The following is a 19,683-nucleotide window of genomic DNA, read 5'->3' as shown; positions in this document are numbered from 1 at the left end:
CGTTTTATTTTTTATATGTTATACACATTCTTCCATTAAAGAGTTCCTTACTCTTTTCTTCTGCGAAAATTGCTGCTCCTAAAGCGCCTGCGTATCTTCCCATATCCATAATCTTAACGGGCTTTTCGATCTTATCTGCCAGCACCTCCGCAAAATAGGAATTATGGCTGAGCCCTCCTGTCAGAAAAATTTCCTTATTCGAGGGGTGTCGTTTATACATCTGGGCAACTTTTGTGCCTACAGAGTCAATAATACCTGCCGCAATATTTTTTCTTTCCTGTCCCTCTCCAATATAGGTAATCACTTCTGATTCTGCAAAAACCGTGCATAAAGAGCTGATTGGAAGAGGGGTTCCCTCTTGTGCCATGCGAAACAGTTCTTCAATTGTAATGCCTAAACGGTTTGCCATAATTTCAACAAACTTTCCAGTTCCTGCGGCACATTTCTCATTCATCAAGAAGTCAGAAACTTTTCCATTCTCCATTTGAATAATTTTTGTATCTTGCCCCCCTACATCGATAACCGTACCGCTCCGACCTGTCAGCGCATAAGCACCTTTTCCATGGCAAGAAATTTCTGTAATAATATAATCTGCGAAGTCAGCAGAGATCCTTCCATATCCGGTTGCCGCAACAACCGTTTCTTCGCTGTCCATGTCAACACCATCCTTCAGCAGCAGTTGTTTAATCTGCAATGCCGTTTCCCTACTGCTCCAACCTGTGGGCATTAAGAACTGCATCATGTGCGCACCTCTTACCACGACTTTTACTGCTGTGGATCCTAGATCCAAACCAATGTAATTCACACAGTTCCTCCCATTTTCTCTTTACTAAACGCTTCTTTTATTATAAACAACGGGATTGCCTGTGTCTAATTTATAAAATCAATTCATTGGCTCTTTCTGAAATATTTTTTGTATAAAGAATTTCTATCCTTCCTATATCTACAGACGCAAACGTGTCCAATCCGCGGATAAATCCCCTTTTGGACACGTTTTTTCGCTCCTCTGCCATTTCCTATCTGATTCCAATGGTTACAGGTTGTCTGACAGAAGAATTCGCCCGGCTTGCAGCCTGTCTCTTTCAAAAAACGTGTCCAAATAGATAAAATTTCAGTAATTGGACAATTTCCATAGGCGGGCGCAGAAAGTTGGGCAAATTTTTATTCTTCTATTTAATTATTTATACATTTCGCATTCTTCCCCGCTCCACACTCCGTAGCCCTGTAATTCTTATAAGCAATTTGTCTTTTTCATAATATGATTCCATCACGAAGCCGACATCCGCCTGTCTGTCTTCTCTGTTTTTTAAATTCCCCCCTTGACACCATTCCCAATCTGTGCTACACTTCATTACAATAAACCGATGAGGCGGAGATAACGCTGATTATGCTTCTACAGAGAGCCCGTGTTGCTGAGAGTCGGGTGAAACACAGATCTTCCAAATGGACCGCTGAGGGTGCAGTCAAATGCGCAAAGTTCGCGCAGAGTATTCTGCAACGTGAGGGCATACGTCAGTTGCCGGGGATATGCTGGTATCCTGCTGAGGGCGCAGTCTGTAATAGGCTTGCGAATCAAGGTGGCATCGCGGATAAGCTGCTGAAAATTGCTTTATTCGTCCTTGACAGAAAACATCTGTCAGGGACTTTTTTATTGATCTGGCAGAACTCCCGTAACACACTATATGATTCAGGAGGTTTGCTTTATGAACATTTTACCGAGCTTAAAGGACGTGGAAAAAATCGCGGAAAGCAGGGAGTACAACGTGGTTCCCGTAAGCTGTGAAATTCTGTCGGATATCTGCACGCCTATCGAAGCTCTCCGAATTCTGAAAAACGTATCCACCCACTGTTACATGCTGGAATCGGTAACCGAAAAGGAAAAATGGGGCCGCTACACGTTCCTGGGCTTTGACCCCAAGCTGGAAATCACCTGCGCGGACGGCGATCTGAAAGCAGGCAATATCCATCTAAAAACGGAAGACCCTTCCGCCTTCCTGCGCCAGATCCTGGCGGACTACAAAAGCCCCCGCTTCGATTATCTTCCTTCTTTCACCGGCGGGCTTGTCGGTTATTTCTCTTACGACTACCTGGGCTACAGTGAGCCGGCGGTGCGGGTGGAAACCGAGGACAGTGAGAATTTTAAAGATGTGGATCTGATGCTCTTTGACAAAGTCATCGCCTTTGATAACTTCCGCCAGAAAATCATCCTCATCGTCAACATGTCCCTGTCCGACCCGCGAACCGGCTACAACAAGGCGGTTATGGAATTAAAACAGCTCTGTCGGCTGCTGCGTACCGGAGAAAAGAAAGAAGAACCCGCCGGTCGGCTGCTGGGCGAGGTGACGCCCCTCTTTGACCGGGACGCTTATTGCCGAATGGTGGAAAAAGCAAAGCAGCACATCTATGAGGGAGACATTTTCCAGATTGTGCTGTCCAACCGGCTCAGCGCGCCTTTTGAGGGAAGCCTGCTCAATACCTACCGGATCCTGCGGACCATGAACCCTTCCCCGTACATGTTCTATTTTTCCGGAACCGACGTGGAAGTCGCCGGCGCGTCCCCGGAGACGCTGGTAAAACTGGAAAATGGTGTGCTCCATACCTTTCCCCTTGCCGGAACCCGTCCCAGAGGAAAGACCGAGGAAGAAGACAAAGCTCTGGAAGCAGATCTTCTCATCGACCCCAAGGAAATCGCCGAACACAACATGCTGGTGGATCTGGGCCGCAACGACCTGGGAAAAGTCTCCCGCTTTGGAACCGTGGAGGTGGAAAGCTTTCATACCATCGAACGCTATTCCCACGTCATGCACATCGGCTCGACGGTAAGAGGCGAAATCCGGGAAGACTGTGACGCTCTGGACGCTGTCAGCGCGGTACTTCCCGCGGGTACCCTTTCCGGCGCTCCAAAAATCCGGGCCTGCCAGCTCATCGGAGAACTGGAAAACAACAAACGGGGCATCTACGGCGGCGCCATCGGATATATCGACTTTACCGGAAACATGGACACCTGCATTGCTATCCGCATCGCCTATAAGAAAAACGGCCGGGTGTTTGTGAGAAGCGGCGCCGGAATCGTGGCGGATTCGGTGCCGGAAACCGAATTTGAGGAATGTATCAATAAAGCGAAAGCCGTTGTAAACGCGCTGAAACTCGCGGAGGAGGCGGACTTATGATTTTACTCATTGATAATTACGACAGTTTTTCTTATAACCTGTACCAGCTGATCGGGAGCATCGATCCGGATATCCGGGTCATCCGAAACGACGAAATGACAACCGATCAGATAAAGACCCTGAGGCCGGATCGTGTCATTCTCTCCCCCGGTCCGGGCAGGCCGGAGGACGCGGGAATTCTCATGGAAGCGGTAACAGCTCTGGGACCGGAAATTCCCATGCTGGGAGTCTGTCTCGGCCATCAGGCCATTTGCGCCGCCTTTGGAGCCGATATCACCTACGCCCGTACCCTGATGCACGGCAAGCAGTCCAAAGTCCGCTTTGACAAAACCAGCCCGCTGTTTCAGCGATGTCCCAAAACAGCTCCCGTGGCCCGTTATCATTCCCTTGCCGTAGACCCTGAGACCCTTCCATCCTGCCTGAATATTACCGCGGAAACGGAGGACGGGGAAGTAATGGCTGTGCAGCATACGGAATACCCCATCTACGGCGTTCAGTTCCATCCGGAATCCATTATGACGCCGGATGGAAAAACCATGTTGGAAAATTTTATCAAATATACCGGAGGAGGCTCCCATGATTAAAGAAGCAATCGTAAAAATTGTAAATAAAGAAGACCTTACCTATGACGAAGCTTACAGCGTTATGAGTGAAATTATGACCGGACAGACTACCGCCACCCAGAACGCGGCGTTCCTGGCCGCCCTTTCCACAAAAAGCACCAAAGCTGAAACCATCGTGGAAATCGCGGGCTGCGCCGCGGCCATGCGGGACAGCGCCACCAAAGTGGAGGCTGGAGACGATCTCTTTGAAATCGTCGGAACCGGCGGGGACGGAGCCCACAGCTTCAACATTTCCACCACTTCCGCCCTGGTGGCTGCCGCGGGAGGCATGAAGGTCGCCAAACATGGGAACCGGGCGGCTTCCTCTCAGTGCGGTACGGCGGACTGCCTGGAAGCTCTTGGCGTCAACATCCAGCAGAGCCCGGAATTGTGCCGAAAACTGCTCAAAGAAGCGGGCCTGTGCTTTTTCTTCGCCCAGAAATACCATACATCCATGAAATATGTAGGCGCGATTCGCAAAGAGCTGGGATTTCGCACAGTCTTTAATATTCTGGGTCCCCTCACCAATCCGGGAAGCCCTTCCATGCAGCTGCTGGGCGTATATGACGAATACCTGGTGGAGCCACTGGCTCAGGTGCTGATGAGCCTGGGCGTGCGGCGTGGCATGGTGGTTTACGGCCAGGACAAACTGGATGAAATCTCCCTCAGTGCTCCCACTACAATCTGCGAATGCAAGGACGGCTGGTACAAAACCTACACCATCGCGCCGGAAGATTTCGGTCTTTCCCGATGCGAAAAAGCCGATCTTCGTGGAGGCACGCCTCAGGAAAACGCGGAAATCACCACAAGCATCCTCAAAGGGGAGCAGGGCCACAGACGGAACGCGGTGCTGATGAATGCCGGAGCCTCCCTTTATATCGGGGGAAAGGCGAACACGTTCAAAGAGGGCATCGCCCTGGCCGCCCAGCTGATTGATTCGGGCGCGGCTCTCGAAACCCTTGAAAAAGTAAGGATCATCAGCAACCAGAGGGAGGGATAGACCCATGAACATTCTCGATCAGCTGGCGGATTACGCCCGGCTTCGCGTCCGAAACGCCAAAGAGCTCCTGCCGCCGGATCAAATCAAATACCTGGCGGACACGTTCCCCCAGGGGAACTTCGCGTTTGAAAACGCGTTGAAAAAACCGGACATCGCGTTTATCTGCGAATGCAAGAAGGCTTCTCCTTCCAAAGGGCTGATTGCTCCGGAGTTTCCTTATCTGCAGATTGCGAAAGAGTACGAAGACGCCGGCGCCGACTGTATCTCGGTCCTCACAGAACCGAAATGGTTTCTGGGGAAAGACGATTATCTGAAAGAAATCGCCGGCTCCGTATCCATTCCCTGTCTGAGAAAGGACTTTACCGTGGATGAATATATGATCTATGAAGCAAAACTGCTGGGAGCATCGGCAGTGCTCCTCATCGTTTCGATTCTCAGCCGTGAGAAAATCGGGCGTTATCTGCAAATCTGCGACCGGTTGGGGCTTTCCGCCCTTGTCGAAGCGCACGACGAGCAGGAAGTGAAAACTGCCCTTTCCTGCGGCGCCCGGCTCATCGGCGTTAACAACCGAAATCTCCGAGACTTTTCCGTAGATACGGAGAACAGCCGCAGGCTCCGGGAACTGATTCCTCCAAATGTACTCTTTGTATCGGAAAGCGGCGTGAAGGATGGCGAGGATGTCCGACGGCTGCGAGAAATCGGAGCGGACGCTGTCCTCGTCGGAGAAGCCCTGATGCGCGCGCCGGATAAGTCTTCCAAACTGGCGGAACTGAGGAGGGAAGTATGACAAAGCTGAAACTCTGCGGCCTTGCAAGAATCTGCGATATTGAAGCCGCGAACCGCTTAAATCCGGAATATATTGGTTTTGTTTTCGCGAAAAAAAGCAGGCGGTATGTCGACCCTGCACAGGCTCGGAAACTTCGCGCCAGACTGAACAAAGGGATTTCCCCCGTCGGCGTCTTTGTAAATGAATCTCCGGAAGCGATTGCCGATCTGGTTCGCTCCGGCATCATCGATGTTGTCCAACTGCATGGTTCCGAAGACGAAGACTTTCTCCGAAAGCTGCGGGAACTTGCTTCCTGTCCCATTATCAAAGCCTTCTCCGTAAAAACGCCTCAGGATGTCCGGATTGCCTGCGAAAGCCCCGCCGATCTTATCCTCCTGGATTCCGGAGGCGGAGGAACAGGAACGGTTTTTGACTGGGATCTGCTGGAACCGATCCGAAGGCCATGGTTTCTCGCCGGCGGTCTCTCTCCCGAAAACGCGGCAGACGCGATCCGGCGTCTTGCCCCTTATGGGGTGGACGTCAGTTCCGGTATTGAGACGGATGGAGTAAAAGATATACAGAAAATGAACGATTTTGTCCGCGCTGTCCGCGGCGCGGCGGAAAGGAAGTTGTGAAATGATAAATCAAAAAGGACGCTTTGGCATCCACGGTGGGCAGTACATCCCGGAGACCCTGATGAACGCTGTTATTGAACTGGAAGATGCCTACGAATTCTACAAAAATGATCCGGAATTCAATCGGGAACTGAACGAATTGCTGTGCGAATACGCGAGCCGTCCCTCCCGGCTGTATTACGCCAAACGCATGACCGAGGATCTGGGCGGCGCCAGGATCTATCTGAAGCGGGAGGATTTGAATCACACCGGCGCCCATAAGATCAACAATGTGCTCGGCCAGGCGCTGCTGGCGAAAAAAATGGGAAAAACCCGTCTGATCGCCGAAACCGGAGCCGGCCAGCACGGAGTCGCCACAGCAACTGCCGCCGCTCTGATGGATATGGAGTGCGTTGTATTCATGGGAGAAGAAGATACGATCCGGCAGGCTCTCAATGTGTACCGCATGCGCCTTTTGGGGGCGAAGGTCGTTCCGGTAACAACGGGGACCGCTACCCTGAAAGACGCGGTTTCCGAAGCCATGCGGGAATGGACCAGCCGCATCGACGACACCCACTACTGTCTCGGCTCGGTTATGGGACCTCACCCCTTCCCGATGATTGTGCGGGACTTTCAGGCGGTTATTTCCAAAGAAATCCGCCAGCAGATCCTGGAAAAGGAAGGACGGCTTCCTGACGCGGTGATTGCCTGTGTCGGCGGTGGTTCTAACGCTATTGGAAGCTTTTATCACTTCATCGAAGATGAAGACGTGGCTCTCATCGGCTGTGAAGCCGCCGGCCGGGGAATCGACGGATTTGAAACCGCGGCCACCATCAATACGGGCAGAGTCGGCATCTTTCACGGAATGAAATCCTATTTCTGCCAGGACGAATACGGTCAGATCGCCCCGGTTTACTCCATTTCCGCGGGGCTGGACTATCCGGGAATCGGTCCGGAACACGCTCATCTTCACGATATCGGCCGCGCTCTATATGTGCCCGTCACCGATGAGGAAGCGGTCCGCGCCTTTGAGTATCTGGCAAAGACCGAAGGCATCATTCCCGCCATCGAATCGGCTCACGCAGTAGTCCACGCCATGAAAATCGCGCCGGACATGCGCCGGGATCAGATACTCGTTATTACCATATCCGGCCGGGGAGACAAGGACTGCGCGGCCATCGCAAGATACAGAGGGGAGGATCTTCATGAGTAATATCAAAGCAGCATTTGAAAACGGTAAAGCGTTTATTCCTTTTATTACCTGTGGCGATCCGGATCTGGAAACTACCGCCGCGGCTGTACGGGCTGCCGTAGAAAACGGAGCCGATCTTATTGAACTGGGGATCCCTTTTTCCGATCCCACCGCTGAAGGGCCTGTTATCCAGGGCGCCAACCTGCGGGCGCTCCAGGGAGGCGTAACGACGGACGATATCTTTCAGCTTGTGCGGGAACTGCGCCGCGATGTGAAAATCCCGCTGGTATTTATGACTTACGCCAATGTGGTGTTTTCCTACGGCGCGGATCGGTTTATCCGCATCTGCGGAGAAATCGGAATCGACGGACTGATCCTGCCGGATCTGCCCTATGAAGAAAAAGAAGAGTTTCTGCCTGACTGCCATAAGTATGGAGTTGATTTAATCTCTCTCATCGCCCCGACTTCCGAAGATCGCACGGCGAAAATCGCCAGAGAGGCAGAAGGCTTTCTCTACATCGTTTCCAGCATGGGCGTGACCGGAACCCGGACGGAAATCAAGACAGATCTCGCTTCCATCCTTTCCATTGTCCGCCAAAACACAGATATTCCCTGTGCCATCGGTTTCGGTATCTCCACGCCGCAGCAGGCGAAAGCCATGGCCGCTCTCTCCGATGGAGCCATCGTCGGTTCGGCGATTATCAAGCTGTTGGAAAAGTACGGAAAAGACGCGCCGCCTTATATCGGCGAATATGTACGGGAAATGAAAGGAGCTCTGCGGGAAACTTGCAGTGAAATCTGAGGAGCGGGTTCAACTTTCAAAACCGCATAAGATAGAGCCTGCGGGAAGCCGTCCCGCAGGTTCCCATCCCTGCTGGTTCCATACGCTGTATATATCGGGAACTCCGCTTCCGGCTCTTTCTCCGGCAGCACTTCTGATGATAAGAAAAAAATTTTTTAATCAAATCTGCAATTTTTCTGCGTATTCAAACGAAATTTCATCTCTAAGATGAGTACAGATGTAAGCTTGTTCCTTGTGCATAAATTCGACAATTTCATTTTTGGTCATTTTTCCAAGTTTCCTAATAACAATATCCAAAATACTTTTATCAGCATCTGAAAGCGATGGGAAGGAGATTTTTTCATTTAAAGAAAAATGATACGCATTTATTTCCGCAATTTCCACTTCTTCACAAGGAACACCTTTAAGATCAATAATAAGATTATGCGCTATCGGCACTGCCCCCATCGGAAGTGCCTGATAGACTAATCCCGTTATAGAAAAACCTCTTTTCTTATAAGCAAGTGCATCTGCATACCACATGAGTTTCATTAGTTTTACCTTATAAAGACTCGTAATCTGATCAGAAGCAGCAAAATAACGTATGACATCTACAACTTTATCCAATGCGAGACTTGCATTTCCATGAAGCAACCGATTCCCATGGAATTTTGCATAATATGCCTCTATCGTCTTACGCAAATAAGAATCCTGATCTTTCTCGTAAAGAGCCGTTGCTGCCTCTAAAGATTTTCGGTAAGACTCTTCTGACAAACTTTCTTTCGCATCATTCAACAGTGATAAAAACCATGCCGGATCCTGAGCAAGTTTTTTCAAAATTGTATCATGCGCCTTATCTTGTACCTGATGGCTCTCATACCTGGTAATCGTTTTTTCCCCCCAGCCAAGTATAATACATAAATCTTTCTGACTGATATCATACTTTGCACGAATTGCACTGATTTCGTCAGATGTTAAGAGCCCTTCTTTTTTTCTGTATGTGTCCTTAAGATGTATATCGTTTTCTTGCATCTGCTTCTCATTCATATATAACTCTTCTGCCACATCACAATATAAATAAGAGGCTATATATTCCACTTTCACATTCTTAAAAGTCGCCTTTTCAGTCACAAGGACTGTTTTTACTTCGTGCTCTTCCATACAGCAGGAGCATAAACAATTTTCACTTTTTATGACTTTCATGTTCATGAAAACATCTCCTAATTCTTTCTATAAGGGAATACGTCCGGTGCAAACGGTTTCTCTGCAAAATGAAATGACATAACAAATGTTGTAGCATTTCCATACATTCCTAAAAGTTCTACTCTTATTTTAATATATACTTCATCTTTTCCATTATAGACTTTCCCAAATTCACGCATTTCACTTCTCTTGGGGAAACGATATGCTTTAACATCTATTTCACTTTCAATTCGTGCTTTAATCCCATTCTCCAATTTACCCCCCTTCCCCGAAAGTATCAATTGATACTTTTATAATATGATCTATTTTCATTTTTGTCAATATAGAAAATAGTTGATTTTTTCTCAATTTTCCCCTCCTCTCTTTCCGAATTTTCCGCCTTTTCCCCAAAGACACATTTCCCCTTTTAGAATAGTGACTCTACCTGAATTCTCTGTTATAATACCTTCAAGTTGTCCCGTCAGGGGCATACGGTTTACAGATAAAAGGGGTAGTAAATGAAGACGATCGTTCAAATTTTTAAACGGGATATCCGGCGAATTACGCACAACTGGGTTGCGCTCCTTGTCGTAATCGGAATCTGCCTGATTCCGTCTTTATACGCGTGGTTCAATATCGCGGCGAACTACGATCCGTACAGTAATACGCAGAACATCCGCATCGCGGTCGCCAACCTGGATCAGGGCGTAGCAGGCGGAGCGGCGGGAACGCTGGACGCGGGAAATGAAATTGTAAAGAACCTGCGTAAAAACCGGGAACTGGGCTGGCGCTTTGTGACGGAAACAGAAGCGGTGAAAGGCGTCCGTTCCGGCGATTATTACGCTGCCATTGTGATTCCGGAAGATTTCAGCAGCTCCCTTGTCAGCGTTTTTTCCGGTAAGATCGAACGGCCTCAAATCCTGTACTATCTAAACGAAAAGAAAAACGCCATCGCGCCGAAAATTACGGATACCGGCGCTTCGACCATTCAGGAGGAAATCAATACGACCTTTGTCGCGATTGCGGCGGAAACGGTGTCCGGACTGATCGAAGATTCCGCGTCTCTGCTGACCGGGGAGTTTTCCGCGGCCAAAGAAAGCGCTCTTTCCAAATTAGATCGCGTCAATCAAAATCTGGATCATTATCAGAAGGTTCTTGGAAACCTTCTGACAGCCCTTGACAAGGGGATCGATGGAACAAAGGACGCGAACGCGCTGCTCGACGATGTAAAAACAACTGCCGAATCCGGCGCGGAATCCCTGGACAACGCGTCGGATCTGCTCTCCTCCATCCGGAAGAATGTTTCTGCCTTTTCTCTTTCCTTCGGCGGAACCCTCAGCGATGGAGACGCTCTGCTGCAAAGCCTCGGAAATACGGCTGTTTCCAACATCAGCAGTCTGAACACGACGGCGCAGACGGTCAATACAAATGTCGATCAGATGATCCGTTCGCTGCAGAGCCTCCTGCAGCAGAACCAGAAGATCATCGAACAGTTGAAAGCTCTGGACGAATTGCTCCCAGGCAGCGCGTCCTCAAAGATATCCGAAGCAATCCGTACTCTGCAGGCGGACAATCAACGTCACCAAACTCTGCTCAAGCAGCTTCAGTCCGGAAACAAAGGAATCGGAAACCTTTTGAATTCCACCGAAACCGCTTCCTCCGGCATCGCTTCTTCGCTGAAAGAAAACCGCGCGGCTCTCAAAAAGGCCAGACGTTCCTTTGAAAAGGAAGGGCTTCCTTCTTTAAACCATTCCCTGGATTCGGTGTCCCACACTTCCGGCCTGCTTTCCGGAATTCTCTCCGGCGTTTCCCCTTCCGCGGAACAAATGAAGGAAATCGTCGGAAGTCTGGATCAGAGTTTCCGCGATACAAAGTCCGCCGTATCCGGCACAAAACGCGCCGTGGAATCCGTTCAGACCCGTCTGTCCCAGGTCACTGCGGATCTCAACGCGCTTTCAGACTCAAAAGCCTATCAGGATTTCCTCAAACTTACCGACATCAACAGCGAATCTGCCGCGGACTTCATCTCCGCGCCGGTAAATCTGGACACCGAGGCGTTCTACCCGGTGAAGAACTACGGTTCCGCCATGGCTCCTTTTTACACCAACCTCGCCATATGGGTAGGCGGAATTGTTCTGATCGCGATTTTCCGGCTGGAAGTGGATCGGGACAATCGGATTCCCCGTTTCACGCCGGTGCAGGCCTATTTCGGCAGATGGCTCCTTTATATTGTCATCGGTCAGATCCAGGCCCTGATCATCTGCGTTGGCGACCTTCTGCTGCTGGGGGTGCAGTGCGTTTCACCGCCCGCTTTTCTCTTTGCGGGAATGCTGGCTTCTTTTGTATATGTCAACCTCATATACGCGCTTTCCATCACCTTTAAGCACATCGGAAAAGCCCTGAGCGTCATCCTGGTCATTGTGCAGATTCCCGGTTCTGCCGGAACCTACCCCATTGAAATGACGCCGGGATTTTTCCAAGGACTCCATCCCCTGCTTCCTTTCACCTATGGAATTGACGCCATGCGGGAAGCTCTTGCCGGAATCTACGGCAGCCATTACGCGGTCAGCCTGCTCTGCCTGGCGCTCTATGTACCTCTGGCTCTGCTGATCGGCATCGCCATACGCCCGCTGTTTTTAAACCTCAATCTGATGTTCGACAAAAAGCTGGCGGCAACGGATCTGATGATCTGCGAAGAAAGCGGCGGCATCGGACGTTCCAATATCCGCCTGGCCACCATTGTAAAGGTCTTGTCGGATCAGGAGGATTTTCGAAAAAAACTCAAACAGCGAACCGATCGCTTTGAATCGAAATACAAAACGCGCGTACGGCGGGGATTTTTCTGCATTCTTGTAATTCCGCTGATTTTCCTGGTTCTGATGTTCAGCATCGACTCGCGTCTGGTCTTTCTGGTACTCTGGATCGCTTCCATCATCGGCATCGCGCTGTATCTAATCTGTCTGGAGTATATTCACGACCGACTGAAGCGGCACCGCCACATTGCCGGTATGTCCAGCCGCAGTCTCATGGAGTCCATGAAACAAAAGCAGGGACCCGATGAAAAAACGAAAGGAGGATCCAAATGAAGAATATCTGGAAGATTTTTTCGGCTGACGCCCGCAATATTCGGAAAAACGTAATCGCGATGATCGTCGTGCTGGGTCTTAGCGTTGTCCCCTGTCTCTACGCCTGGTTCAATATCGCGGCCAGCTGGGATCCTTACAGCAATACCGGAAATTTGAAAGTCGCCGTAGCGACAGAAGACGCGGGCTATAAAAGCGAACTGATTCCCATCACCATGAATTTCGGAGACACCATTCTTTCCACCCTGCGAACAAACCGGCAGCTGGACTGGCGGTTTGTCAGCCCGGAGCGTGCTATAGAAGGCGTAAAATCGGGAGACTATTATGCCGCTATTGTCATCCCTGAAAGCTTCAGCCGGGATATGATGAGCCTGTTTTCCAGCCATACAGAAAAAGCTTCTCTCCGTTACTATCTCAACGAAAAGGAAAACGCCATCGCGCCGAAAATTACGGACAAAGGCTCCAGTGCGGTCCGCCGCCAGGTCGATCAGATCTTCGCGGAAACGATTACGCAGGCTGGAATTGATCTTCTGGATACCGTTTCCGCTATTGCGGATCGGGGAGACGTTCGTTCCATCGCTTCCGCGCTGACGGAAAATGTAGAGCGCACCGCACAGGATCTGCGTGCCGCCGCCAGTACGGTAACTGCTTTTTCTAACATGACCGGAGCGATACAGAAAACACTGGATACAACTTCGGAATTTTTAAAACAGTCCGGGGAGCATACTGAAGAAAACCTGGATACACTGAAAAGCGCGCGGGATTCGGCGGCCAGTCTGTCCAAAGCTTTCTCCTCTTCAGCGAATACGGTCAAAACGGTTCTTTCACAGGGAAAAACATGCTATGAGGCGGTTTCCAAAGAAATCGACAGCGCCTTTTCTTCCGCTTCCAAAGATACCGCTTCTATCTCCGATTCCCTCGGCGGTCTGGAAACCGAAGTACAGTCCATCATCGACCGCTATACCGGCGTCCGAAACAGCCTCCAGGATCTCACAAAATCCGTACCCGAAACCGCGGAACTTCTGGGGCCAATTATTGGAGGTCTCAACGAGTCCATCGTTTCTCAGGAAGCGGTTCGCGACAAATTGAAAGATACGCAAAAAAAGATTGGAACCGCAGGAAAAAACAGCGCCGCTTACCGAAAAGAATTAAAAAAGCTGGCAGCGCAAAGTTCCAGGGAGTTTTCTGCTCTACAGTCCGATTATCATCAGGATATTCAAAAACAGATCCGCAAACTGTTTGGAACACTGGGCGATACCAGCAATTCCGCTGTAAATCTTCTTAAAAAAATGGACAGCGGAATCGCCGGCCTGTCGGAAACAACCGATACCGCGGTCTCCGATCTCAGAGAATTAAAAGCCGCTCTTGACACTTCCGCCGCGCTTCTTGACGAGTCTTCTTCTCATGTGGAGTCCATGCTGCGGCAGATGCGCCATGCGGCGAAAAGCGGAGATGTCGGAGCGCTGCAGGAGATCCTCGGAAAAGATCCGGAAACGGTCAGCGCGTTTCTCGCGGCTCCCGTGCAGCTGGAAACCAACAAGCTGTATCCGGTAGAAAACTACGGCTCCGCCATGGCGCCCTTTTATTCCACCCTTGCCATATGGGTGGGCGGAATCGTCCTCGCAGCCATGTTGAAAGTTGCAGTTTCCAGGCGCGCCAGGAAAAAACTGACTGATCTGAAGAATTACCAGCTTTACTTCGGCCGACAACTAATCTTTCTCCTGATCGGACTGATTCAGAGCACGCTGATCTGCCTGGGAGATCTGTATTATCTGGGGATCCAGTGCGAGCACCCCTTTTATTTTCTTCTGGCAGGATGGATCTCGTCCATCGTATATGTGAATATCATCTATACCCTGACCATCTCCTTCGGGGATATTGGAAAGGCCGTCAGCGTGATTCTTCTGGTAATCCAGGTGGCCGGTTCCGGCGGCACCTTCCCCATCGAGGTCGCTCCCGGATTTTTCCAGGCCGTCTACCCGCTGCTGCCTTTCACGCACAGCATGGCTGCCATGCGGGAATGCATCGCCGGTTTTTATCAGAACACCTACTGGATGGAATTAGGCTTCCTGCTCCTCTTCCTGGTTCCTTCCCTCCTCCTGGGACTTGTCCTGCGCAAACCGGTCATCCGTTTAAACGATCGCTTTATGGAAAAGCTGGAAAGCACAAAACTGATGTAGCTCGGCGATCATCAAACTGCTGGCCCGGTATGGGAAAGAAGTGCCGCCCTGTATCGGAAAATATGTAAAGGAAATCCGATCCCGGACAGGGGGCAGTCTTTTGAGACTGCCCCCGTCCGGGTTCTGTCGCTATCCTCCAGATCGATTCTGTAGCCTGAAAGCCCGATCTTCCGCAAGTGGATACAAAACTTATAGGGTTGCGGTTTCATTTTTTGAGAAACCGGAGAAAATCGAAGTTTTTTCCGAAATCCGATCCCGCTAATGGGAAAATTTTGTATCCACTGGCGCCAATCTTCACGCGCGGGATACAATCGCGCTTTATTCTGTCGAAGTCATGGGGCAGAAACTATTACTCGTACCAACGCTATTAACCAGCAGATAAATGGGGCGGCGAATCCAAGGTAGGACCGCTGCAAAAATTGTCCAATTTGATAAAAAATCCGTTTTTGGACACGTTTTTTCACCGCCAGTATATTCATGCACTGCGATTCTCTCCGTTTTTCAACGGTTTCCGGTATTCTGCCTCGGAAAATTTCGGACAGCCGTACTGAAACTCCGGAAAAACGTGTCCAAACTTTATAAAATTTTCAATTTGGACATTTTCGGGAAGCAACTGGAAGACGCTTGTGCATATTCAATCATTGATGCAAATGTATATGCATTTTCAACTCTCCGAATCGCGGGCAGATTAAGATTCTTCCCCCATATCTCCAATCTCCGAAAGCATCTGCCGCAGCTGATTTCTGGAAGATACCCCGAGCTTTTTATATATATTGGAAGAATGCTTTTTCAGGGTATTGGCGCTGATATACAGCATCTGAGCAATATTGAAATTGGGGACATCCGAAAAGATCATTTCCGCAATCTCCCGCTCCCGCGGAGTCAGGTTGCTGTCCTCAAACACTATGGTCTGTTTCTGCCTTTGCAGACAGCGCATAATGATTTTTGTAAGATGATTTTTGAAAATATTGAGGATAAACAGTTCCTTTTCTGTAAAGTCCCCCCACTCCCTGCTCCTGAAGATACTGATTACGCCAATCAGTTTTTCCTCTTCAATCAGAATAATTCCGCAGCTATAGGGAATCTTCTGCGGAAGGAGGTAATCACGATAAAATTCTGTATTCTTTCTGACATCTTCATCCAGCAAATCCGTTTCATTATATACAATGGATTCTCTGTAATTGAACAAATTTTTCAGATAGTTTTTTTCCGGCTCTATGTTATGAAAAAAGACAGGGATCATTGCCGCATCGGTATCAATAAAAACCGTGCCGTCTTTCAGGACCTCCCCGCTGTCAGGCGAGACGGCGCGAAAGTTGCTTTGATTATAAGGAATCAGGGCACGGACGTTCATCAGGAAATGATGTTCAATCTCTTTTAAATCATTCATCGAGTATAATTCCAGCAGGATATCGCTGATCATCTGAAATTCGTTGTTTTTCAAATTTGGCATCTGCATCCCCTCCCTGCTTTTTATTATATCCGAAAATTTTTTATTTGTATATATCCGGATTTTTTGTTCCGTTTTTTTCCCTGTAAATACCGGAACACTGCTTGCTTCTGGGGCTGAAGGGCTTCTCCGGTGATGGCGAACCACTCCTTTTTCCTCTCCTTTGTATCCTGAAAGCCCGATCTTCCGCCAGTGGATACAAAACTTATGGGTTTGCGGCTTCACTTTTTGAGAAACTGGAGAAAATCGAAGTTTTTTCCGAAATCCGATCCCGCTAATGGGAAAGTTTTGTATCCACTGGCGCCAATATTCGCGTGTGGGATACAATCGCGCTTTTTCCCGGTCCAAAAGGCGGAAACAGCAATACCGATGGTCATGACTATGATAATCCTAAAAAAAAGCCGCGTTCCGGCAGCCTATTCAACCGAAACGCAGCATTCACCCTTTATTTAATTTCCAACACTTTATAGTCTTTATCCTCCACCGTCTTCTTCAGCACATCGTCCGCGATCTCCTGGTTCATGGTAACAACCGCGGTTCCTTTTTCGTGGCTGACATCCGCCGCGTCCACTCCCTCCAGGGCCTCCAGGCTTTTCTTTACCGTCGCCTCACAGTGGCCGCACATCATGCCTTCAATTTTGATTGTTTTTTCCATTGTCTGTTCCTCCTGTTTTTCTTTTTGCTTAATTTTTTTATCTTTTTTCGCATCTCTCATGTTGAAAAAGTTCAACCTGAGGGCGTTGGTCACTACGCAGAAGCTGGACAGGCTCATGGCCGCCGCTCCGAACATCGGATTCAGCTTCCAGCCCAGTAGCGGATACCACACTCCCGCGGCCAGCGGAATTCCGATCACATTATAGATAAAGGCCCAGAACAGGTTCTGATGAATATTCCGCAAGGTCGCTCTGCTCAGCCGGATGGCTGCCGGCACATCGCTGAGCCTGCTTTTCATCAGTACCACATCCGCCGCGTCAATGGCAATATCGGTACCTGCTCCGATGGCAATTCCGATGTCCGCTCTTGTAAGAGCCGGCGCGTCGTTAATTCCGTCACCTACCATGGCGACTTTCCCTTTTCTGGAAAGGGCACGAATGACACTTTCCTTCCCTTCCGGCAGCACGCCCGCGATAACTTCGTCGACACCGGCCTGTCTGCCGATGGCTTTGGCAGTCCTCTCATTGTCGCCGGTAAGCATTACCACATGAATTCCCATATTCTGCAGTTCTCTGACCGCCTGCGGACTGTCTTCCTTAATGACATCCGCAACCGCGATAATACCGATCAGCATACCGTTCCTGCTGAAAAACAGCGGCGTCTTGCCTTCTTCGGAAAGTTTTTCCGCCTGTTTTTTCAGAAGATCGGAAACCTCCGCGTGTTGGCGGATAAACTTCAGGTTGCCGCCGCAGAGAGCATCGCCTTCCAATGTGCCTGTCAGCCCGTTTCCCGGAACCGCCGTAAAGTCCGCGACTTCGGCGCCTTCCTGCAGACCGTCTTCCTGTGCCCGCGCCAGAATCGCCCGGGCCAGCGGATGCTCGCTCTTCTTTTCCAGAGCATATGCCATGGAGAGAAGTTCCTCCTCAGAAACACCGGCCGCCGGAATCATATCCGTCACCTCAGGTTCACCGCTTGTAATGGTCCCCGTCTTATCCAGCGCCACGATCTGTGTCTTTCCGGTCTCTTCCAGGGAAACCGCGGTTTTAAACATAATTCCGTTTTTGGCCCCCATACCGTTTCCGACCATAATGGCCACGGGAGTGGCAAGTCCCAGCGCGCACGGACAGCTGATCACCAGCACAGAAATTCCTCTTGCCAGAGCTGTTCCCGCGTCCTGTCCGGCAATCAGCCAGATCAGAATCGTAAGGGCGGCGATTCCGATTACCGTCGGAACGAAAATACCGGATACCCGATCCGCTACCTTGGCAATGGGCGCTTTTGTGGCGGCCGCGTCGCTTACCATCTGGATAATCTGGGAAAGGGTTGTATCTTCTCCAACTCTTGTGGCTTCACATTTAATAAATCCGGAATGGTTCAGTGTCGCTGCAGAGACGGTATCTCCTGCATTTTTATCCACCGGAATACTCTCTCCGGTCAACGCGGATTCATTTACCGCGCTGGAACCTTCGAGGATAATCCCGTCAACCGGAATATTCTCTCCCGGCCGCACGACAAAAACATCGCCTTTCCGCACCTGATCAACGGACACTTCGGTTTCCGCTCCGTCCCGTAACACAGTCGCGGTTTTTGGCGCCAGCTTCATCAGGCCTTTGAGAGCGTCGGTTGTCCTTCCCTTGGAACGGGCTTCCAGCATTTTCCCAACGGTAATCAGGGTCAGGATCATTGCCGCGGATTCAAAGTAAAATTCATGCATATAGGTCATTACGCCCGCCATATCGCCCCGCATCTGCGCGCCGGTCATAGCAAACAGCGCGTAAAGGCTGTATCCGTAAGAAGCTCCCGCTCCCAGCGCCACCAGGGTATCCATATTCGGCGCTCTGTGCCAGAGGCTGCGAAATCCACTGATAAAAAACTTCTGATTAATGACCATAACCGCGGTTGTAAAAAGCAGCTGGTAGATTCCCTGAGCCACATGATTCCGCGCGAAAATTTCCGGAAGGGGCCATTCCCACATCATATGCCCCATGGAAACATACATCAGGGGAATCAGAAAACAGAGAGACCAGATCAGTCTCCTTTTCAGAACCGGAGTATCATGATCCTTTAAAAACTCTTCCCTATCCGCTGCCGCTGCTGCCGCGGATGATCCGGATCCGGCGGCGCCTTTTTCCGACGCCCCATATCCCGCTTCTTCCACCGCCGCAATGATCTCCGAGGGAGCGGCGGTTCCCTCCACACCCATGGAATTGGTTAAAAGGCTGACCGAGCAGGACGTGACACCCGGCACCTTGGAAACTGCCTTTTCCACCCGCGCGCTGCAGGCGGCGCAGCTCATTCCTGTTACATTAAACTGTTCCATGATTTGCCTCCTGTCTCTGCTGAATTTTGGAACTATCTCATCAGTTTCTGCAGGGTTTTTACCAGCTCGTCAATCGTCTCATCCTTTCCCGCGCGGATATCTTCCGCCACGCAGGTCCGGATATGATTTCCGAGCAATACCTTGTTAAAGCTGTTCAGCGCGGCGTTTACCGCGGACACCTGAATCAGAATATCCGGGCAGTATGCGTCGCTTTCCACCATCTTGCGGATTCCCCGCACCTGTCCTTCAATGCGGTTCAACCGGTTAATCAGATCCCGGTACTCTTTTTCCGAGCGCTCCTTTGTTCTGCGCGCGCTGTGGCAGCAATTCTTTTTATCTTCCATATTTAAACTCCCTCACTCAGTTTCTTCTCTTTCCACGCTCATTATATACCCCATAAGGGTATATTGCAAACAAAAAAATATAGAATTTTTTCTCCTCGCCTGCAAAAAGAAAAAGAACTGTCCTGTGTCCTCACTGTAACGGCCGGGAGTTTGACACATCATTTTCAATTGCAAAAACCAGACATATTGAAATAACACCGCTTGCGGTGAATTTTTTTGTCAAATCTTATGATTTTGTTAGTGCTTGTCGGTGCTCGTTGTGATATAATATAAAGAAGGAGGTTTTCACCATGTATGTAAATATTACCGGCAGTGCCAACAACAAGGATGTATATATCTATCAGT

Annotated in this window: 15 protein-coding genes; 9 read left to right on the top strand and 6 right to left on the bottom strand. The window is 49.8% G+C overall.

Annotated features, from left to right (window positions below; all coding sequences use genetic code 11):
* Positions 1–4 precede the first annotated feature (4 nt).
* Positions 5–805, bottom strand: coding sequence for an acyl-CoA dehydratase activase (locus H9L42_RS00075; RefSeq protein WP_187301431.1), 801 nt, complete (start codon positions 803–805; stop codon positions 5–7).
* Positions 806–1,703: 898 nt separating this feature from the next.
* Between H9L42_RS00075 and trpE the strand changes: the two genes are divergently transcribed.
* Genes trpE through trpA form a run of 7 tightly spaced genes read left to right on the top strand, consistent with a single transcriptional unit; the run spans position 1,704 to position 8,146 of the window.
* Complete coding sequence (gene trpE / locus H9L42_RS00070; protein WP_187301430.1) at positions 1,704–3,170, top strand: anthranilate synthase component I; 1,467 nt, start codon at positions 1,704–1,706, stop codon at positions 3,168–3,170.
* Positions 3,167–3,754 (top strand): anthranilate synthase component II, encoded by a 588-nt coding sequence (locus H9L42_RS00065; protein ID WP_187301429.1) that lies wholly within the window; start codon positions 3,167–3,169, stop codon positions 3,752–3,754. The genes trpE and H9L42_RS00065 overlap by 4 nt, the downstream gene beginning before the upstream one ends.
* Entirely contained in the window at positions 3,747–4,772 is a 1,026-nt protein-coding gene (trpD, locus tag H9L42_RS00060) for an anthranilate phosphoribosyltransferase (RefSeq protein ID WP_187301428.1), read from the top strand. Before H9L42_RS00065 ends, trpD begins: the two co-directional genes overlap by 8 nt.
* A gap of 4 nt (positions 4,773–4,776) precedes the next feature.
* Entirely contained in the window at positions 4,777–5,559 is a 783-nt protein-coding gene (gene trpC, locus H9L42_RS00055; RefSeq protein WP_187301427.1) for an indole-3-glycerol phosphate synthase TrpC, read from the top strand.
* A complete protein-coding gene (locus H9L42_RS00050) occupies positions 5,556–6,173 on the top strand; it encodes a phosphoribosylanthranilate isomerase (protein WP_187301426.1) in 618 nt (205 codons plus the stop codon). Before trpC ends, H9L42_RS00050 begins: the two co-directional genes overlap by 4 nt.
* Position 6,174: 1 nt before the next feature.
* Complete coding sequence (gene trpB, locus H9L42_RS00045; RefSeq protein ID WP_187301425.1) at positions 6,175–7,365, top strand: tryptophan synthase subunit beta; 1,191 nt, start codon at positions 6,175–6,177, stop codon at positions 7,363–7,365.
* Positions 7,358–8,146, top strand: coding sequence for a tryptophan synthase subunit alpha (trpA, locus tag H9L42_RS00040; protein WP_187301424.1), 789 nt, complete (start codon positions 7,358–7,360; stop codon positions 8,144–8,146). Before trpB ends, trpA begins: the two co-directional genes overlap by 8 nt.
* A 159-nt stretch (positions 8,147–8,305) precedes the next feature.
* Here trpA and H9L42_RS00035 read toward each other — a convergent pair whose 3' ends face one another.
* Positions 8,306–9,334 (bottom strand): type II TA system antitoxin MqsA family protein, encoded by a 1,029-nt coding sequence (locus H9L42_RS00035; protein ID WP_187301423.1) that lies wholly within the window; start codon positions 9,332–9,334, stop codon positions 8,306–8,308.
* An 11-nt stretch (positions 9,335–9,345) separates the two neighbouring features.
* On the bottom strand, positions 9,346–9,582 hold the full coding sequence (locus tag H9L42_RS00030; RefSeq protein WP_243235579.1) for a hypothetical protein: 237 nt from the start codon (positions 9,580–9,582) through the stop codon (positions 9,346–9,348).
* A gap of 243 nt (positions 9,583–9,825) precedes the next feature.
* Between H9L42_RS00030 and H9L42_RS00025 the strand changes: the two genes are divergently transcribed.
* Together H9L42_RS00025 and H9L42_RS00020 are read left to right on the top strand one after the other, a co-directional pair.
* Entirely contained in the window at positions 9,826–12,393 is a 2,568-nt protein-coding gene (locus H9L42_RS00025; protein ID WP_187301422.1) for a YhgE/Pip family protein, read from the top strand.
* Positions 12,390–14,570: a YhgE/Pip domain-containing protein gene (locus tag H9L42_RS00020; RefSeq protein WP_187301421.1), complete on the top strand. Its 2,181-nt coding sequence runs from the start codon at positions 12,390–12,392 to the stop codon at positions 14,568–14,570. Before H9L42_RS00025 ends, H9L42_RS00020 begins: the two co-directional genes overlap by 4 nt.
* A 688-nt stretch (positions 14,571–15,258) precedes the next feature.
* Here the strand turns inward: H9L42_RS00020 and H9L42_RS00015 are convergent.
* From H9L42_RS00015 to H9L42_RS00005, 3 genes are all read right to left on the bottom strand, one after another.
* Complete coding sequence (locus H9L42_RS00015; protein ID WP_187301420.1) at positions 15,259–16,023, bottom strand: helix-turn-helix domain-containing protein; 765 nt, start codon at positions 16,021–16,023, stop codon at positions 15,259–15,261.
* A gap of 442 nt (positions 16,024–16,465) precedes the next feature.
* Entirely contained in the window at positions 16,466–18,994 is a 2,529-nt protein-coding gene (locus H9L42_RS00010; RefSeq protein ID WP_187301419.1) for a heavy metal translocating P-type ATPase, read from the bottom strand.
* A 32-nt stretch (positions 18,995–19,026) separates the two neighbouring features.
* A complete protein-coding gene (locus tag H9L42_RS00005; RefSeq protein WP_187301418.1) occupies positions 19,027–19,338 on the bottom strand; it encodes a metal-sensing transcriptional repressor in 312 nt (103 codons plus the stop codon).
* Positions 19,339–19,683 lie beyond the last annotated feature (345 nt).

The organism is Zhenpiania hominis (assembly GCF_014333425.1).
In the GTDB taxonomy this organism is placed as follows: Bacteria; Bacillota; Clostridia; order Peptostreptococcales; family Anaerovoracaceae; genus Hominibacterium; species Hominibacterium hominis.
Note: the sequence above shows the minus strand (reverse complement) of the source record. Positions and strands in the feature narration are given on the sequence as shown.

What these genes read in the sequence shown, in the direction of transcription:
- H9L42_RS00050 (WP_187301426.1), top strand. Translation starts at nt 5,556, where the DNA reads ATGACAAAGCTGAAACTCTGCGGCCTTGCAAGAATCTGCGATATTGAA.
- H9L42_RS00035 (WP_187301423.1), bottom strand. Translation starts at nt 9,334, where the DNA reads ATGAACATGAAAGTCATAAAAAGTGAAAATTGTTTATGCTCCTGCTGT.
- trpD (WP_187301428.1), top strand. Translation starts at nt 3,747, where the DNA reads ATGATTAAAGAAGCAATCGTAAAAATTGTAAATAAAGAAGACCTTACC.
- H9L42_RS00010 (WP_187301419.1), bottom strand. Translation starts at nt 18,994, where the DNA reads ATGGAACAGTTTAATGTAACAGGAATGAGCTGCGCCGCCTGCAGCGCG.
- H9L42_RS00025 (WP_187301422.1), top strand. Translation starts at nt 9,826, where the DNA reads ATGAAGACGATCGTTCAAATTTTTAAACGGGATATCCGGCGAATTACG.
- trpB (WP_187301425.1), top strand. Translation starts at nt 6,175, where the DNA reads ATGATAAATCAAAAAGGACGCTTTGGCATCCACGGTGGGCAGTACATC.
- H9L42_RS00015 (WP_187301420.1), bottom strand. Translation starts at nt 16,023, where the DNA reads ATGCCAAATTTGAAAAACAACGAATTTCAGATGATCAGCGATATCCTG.
- trpA (WP_187301424.1), top strand. Translation starts at nt 7,358, where the DNA reads ATGAGTAATATCAAAGCAGCATTTGAAAACGGTAAAGCGTTTATTCCT.
- trpC (WP_187301427.1), top strand. Translation starts at nt 4,777, where the DNA reads ATGAACATTCTCGATCAGCTGGCGGATTACGCCCGGCTTCGCGTCCGA.
- H9L42_RS00020 (WP_187301421.1), top strand. Translation starts at nt 12,390, where the DNA reads ATGAAGAATATCTGGAAGATTTTTTCGGCTGACGCCCGCAATATTCGG.
- H9L42_RS00065 (WP_187301429.1), top strand. Translation starts at nt 3,167, where the DNA reads ATGATTTTACTCATTGATAATTACGACAGTTTTTCTTATAACCTGTAC.
- trpE (WP_187301430.1), top strand. Translation starts at nt 1,704, where the DNA reads ATGAACATTTTACCGAGCTTAAAGGACGTGGAAAAAATCGCGGAAAGC.
- H9L42_RS00005 (WP_187301418.1), bottom strand. Translation starts at nt 19,338, where the DNA reads ATGGAAGATAAAAAGAATTGCTGCCACAGCGCGCGCAGAACAAAGGAG.